The sequence below is a fragment of the Desulfonatronospira sp. genome (genome assembly GCA_003563255.1).
Classification (GTDB): domain Bacteria; phylum Desulfobacterota; class Desulfovibrionia; order Desulfovibrionales; family Desulfonatronovibrionaceae; genus Desulfonatronospira.
In genome coordinates, this window is sequence record PWSL01000306.1 from 1 (window position 1) to 3,848 (window position 3,848).

Annotated in this window: 3 protein-coding genes; all 3 read left to right on the top strand. The window is 55.4% G+C overall.

All coding sequences use genetic code 11. The features are described 5' to 3' along the window. The first annotated feature begins 145 nt into the window (after positions 1–145). Positions 146–2,227 (top strand): ATP-binding protein, encoded by a 2,082-nt coding sequence (locus QZP87_RS09050; protein WP_291322594.1) that lies wholly within the window; start codon positions 146–148, stop codon positions 2,225–2,227. Then, positions 2,205–2,582, top strand: a complete 378-nt coding sequence (locus QZP87_RS09055) for a response regulator (protein ID WP_008871413.1) — start codon at positions 2,205–2,207, stop codon at positions 2,580–2,582. Before QZP87_RS09050 ends, QZP87_RS09055 begins: the two co-directional genes overlap by 23 nt. After that, the coding region (locus tag QZP87_RS09060; protein ID WP_291322595.1) for a PEP/pyruvate-binding domain-containing protein at positions 2,582–3,848 on the top strand (1,267 nt) is incomplete at its 3' end. The genes QZP87_RS09055 and QZP87_RS09060, both read left to right, overlap by 1 nt.

A 3,848-nucleotide genomic window follows, 5' to 3' on the forward strand; every position in this document is an offset into this window, starting at 1 on the left:
ATTAAAGAGGCCATGCTCAAACTGGATTACGACGATCCCGAACACAGGGACATACTGGAAGCGGCGCGTTTCAAAGGTTTTGTACCTTCAAGTGATGAGGATTTCGATCCCATCCGGGATCTCAGCGAAAAGGTAGGGCTGGAGCTTGACTGACAGGTTGAAGAGCTTTCTTTTCCGGCTCAGGTTCAGGACCAAGATCACCCTGGGCATGGCGGCCATGCTGATCTTAAGCTGCGTTATAATCGGGCTGACCCTGTCCAACATGGCCTCCACCGCCCTTCTGGAAGAGGGCAAAAAGCGGGGCAGCGCCCTTAGCTCCGGTCTGGCCTTCCGTCTGGCCGAACCCATACTGGCCACGGATTTCCTGCAGATGAAAAACCTCATCGACAACGTTCACACCCAGTATGAAGACGTGGTATACGTCTTCTTGATTGACACCGAGGGTAACGTCCTGTCCCATACCTTTACCGGAGGATTTCCCACCGACCTGCTCCAGGTGAATATGGACCCCTCAGAGCATCAGCCTCTGCTGTTGTCCACTGAAAAAGGCACCATATACGACTGCGCCTTTCCTGTCCTGCTTGCGGACAGGAATCTGGGCACGGTGCGGCTGGGTCTGTCCAGGGACCACCTGGACATTCTTATCCAGCGCCAGCGCTGGACAGCTCTTCTGACCACCCTGGGGGTGCTCACCCTGGGTCTGGTGCTTTCATCCTGGTTCGCCACCACTGTCACCAGACGTCTGAACAAGCTGCGCTGGTCCGCTGAAGAGGTGGTACAGGGCAACCTGGACATCCAGACCAGCTCAGAGCCTCGCAGGCATTGCTGGGAAATAATGCAGTGCGGCAAACAGGAGTGCCCCGCCTACGCAGACACAAGACGGCGCTGCTGGTATATCCCGGAAACCCTGTGCGAGGACTGCCAGAACATAGGCCACAGGCAAAAGATTGAAAACTGCCGCAAATGCAGAGTATACAGACAACTGGTAGGCGATGAGATCCAGGACCTGTCCGAGGCCTTTGACGTCATGGCCCTGACTGTAAAAAATCACATCAACGAACTGATTGAGCGGGAAAAAACCATTGTCCAGCAGCAGGGGCTTCTCAAAACAATAATGAACGTCACCCCGGACTTTATCACCCTGCAGGACAGGAATCTCAAGTATCAGTTTGCCAGCAAGGCCTTTTGCGACTATTTCGATCTCAAAGAAGATGACATCCTGGGCAGGACGGACTTTGAAATCTTTCCGGAAGAACAGGCAGACAGCAACTACCACGAGGACCGCCAGATTCTGTCCACAGGCAGGCCCCTGTCCAAGGAGGTGACCCTGAGCAGAAAAGGGCGGGAAGTATGGATGCACGTACTCAAAGTCCCTGTTTACGACCAGGAAAAAAACATTATCGGACTGTTGCTCACCGCCCGGGATATAACCATGCTCAAGAAGTATCAGGAGCAGCTCATCCAGTCCCAGAAAATGGAGGACCTGGGTCGCCTGGCCGGAGGGGTGGCCCACGAGATCAACACCCCCCTGGGGATTATCCTGGGCTATACCCAGCTGCTTCTGGAAGAGGTGGAAAATGATGAGTGGGCAGAGGACTTAAAGACCATAGAAAAGCAGACCAAGATCTGCCGCAAAATAGTTGCCGACCTTCTGGGCTTTTCAAGGTATTCACAGTCCACCTCCCAGCCTGTGGACATGAACAGGTCCCTGGAAGAAGTCATCAAGCTGGTGGAGCATGTCCTGTCCCTGAGCCATATAAGGATCTATAAATCTTTGGACCCCAATATTCCTCCTTTTGTCGGCGATCACGAACGCCTGAAGCAGGTCTGGCTCAACCTCATAAACAATGCAGCAGACGCCATAGGCCAGGACGGGGTTATATACGTCAAATCCAAGCTTTGCGCCCACAGGCAGAGAATCATAATCAGCATAGCTGATACCGGCGCAGGAATAGAAGAAGAGTCCCTGAGCAAGATCTTCGATCCCTTCTTCACCACCAAGAGCGTGGGCAAAGGCACCGGGCTTGGCCTGTCTGTGTCCTTCGGCATTATCAAGGACCATGGCGGGGATATATCGGCGCTTAGCCCCCCGCCTGTGGAATACCTGCCCCGGGATTTTCCCAGATCACCGAGTTACGGCCCGGGTACAGTATTTATCGTAGAGCTGCCCCTGGAAGGAAAAACCCTTGAAAAGGAGAACGAAGATGGCGGTCATTGCAGTACTTGACGACGTCCAGGACGCCACCATTCTGGTGCAGAGGATTCTTGGACGCAAAGGACATACAGTGCATCCCTTCACCGAGGAGGACGATTTTTTCGCCCATCTCAGGGAAAACCACGTGGACCTGGCCATACTGGACATCAAGCTCAAAAAGATGAGCGGGGTGGACGTTCTGGAAGAAGCCAAAAAGATAACTCCCGGTCTCAGGGTGCTCATGCTCACGGGATATCCCACCCTGGAAACCGCCCAGAGGGCTCTGCAGCTGGGAGCGGACGAGTACCTGGTCAAGCCCATAGACAAGCACGAACTCGAGGAAAAGGTGGCCCAGGTCCTGGCCGATGAGGCAAAGGGGCCGGGCTGATGTGGCTTACCCAGCTCCTTGGCTACTGGTCCAGGCAGGTCTTTGCCCCCGGGGCCCAGCTACGCCGAAAATACCAGTACTTCAGGGACCTGCTGGCCCAGGACAGGCACTGCCTGGAAAAAATGGCCGAAATCGAGGAAATCCATTACCGCGGCCTGCACTGTGATTATGCCCGGGTGGCCAGGCTGTGCAGAGAGCTCCTGCGGGACGTGGACATGCTGGTCAAGAGCCTGGTGGCCCTGAATCCGCTTCGCTACAGGGTGCTCAAGGATTACAAAAAAAAAGTCTCCTTTTACGTGGAGCTTGCTCTCGACGTGCAGTCAGGCCCGGATGAGCGCCCCTGGTTTCTAAACCTGGACTCACCGCACGCCAGCCAGGAGCTTCTGGGAGGCAAGGCCCACAACCTGGCCCTGATCAGCAAAAAAGGCTTTCCTGTTCCCCGGGGCTTTTGCATCACCACCCGGGCCTTCAATCACTTTTTAAACGCAAACAATCTGCGCCCCCGCATAAACGAAATCCTGGGGAACATCTGCCTGGACTCGGCAGACCTGGAAGAATACTCCAGGCAGCTGCAACAGCTTGTCCTGGATGCAGAAATCCCCCAGGACCTGTACCTGGCCCTCCAGGACAGGCTCCAGGAAATGCCTCAAGGAAGACTGGCCTTTCGTTCCAGCGCCTTTGGAGAGGACAGTGAGCTAAGCTTCGCCGGGCAGTACGTAAGCCTTTTAAACGTGGACCGTGAAAACTGGGTCCAGGCCTACAAGGAAGTCCTGGCCGGAAAATACTCCCCCCGGGCCTTGAGCTACCGCATAAGAGCCGGTTTCCCGGACGAGCTACTGTCCATGGCCGTGCTGGTGCTGGAAATGCTGCCGGCCCGGGAAAGCGGGGTGATCTACACCTCAGATGTGAATCATCCAGAACATATGGGCATCTACACTGTTTCCGGGCTGGGAGACAAGCTGGTGGGCGGGGAAGCCAGGGCCAGGGAATATTTCCTGGAAAAAGACAAAGAGCCTGCCCCCTCCAGTGATCATCCAGCCTATCTGCCAGACCTGCACCGCTTTGCCCTGGAGCTTGAAAATTATTTTGAATTTCCCCAGGACATCGAGTGGGTAGCAGACCAGCAGGACCGAGTCATCCTGGTCCAGACCCGTCCTTTTCACAGTGCCAGCGAAGGGCAAAAAGGTTTGGAACCTGACCTGCCGGTCTTGTGCAAAGGCCAGTGGGCCTCTCCGGGCATGGCCCAGGGCCCGGTTTTCAGGCTGC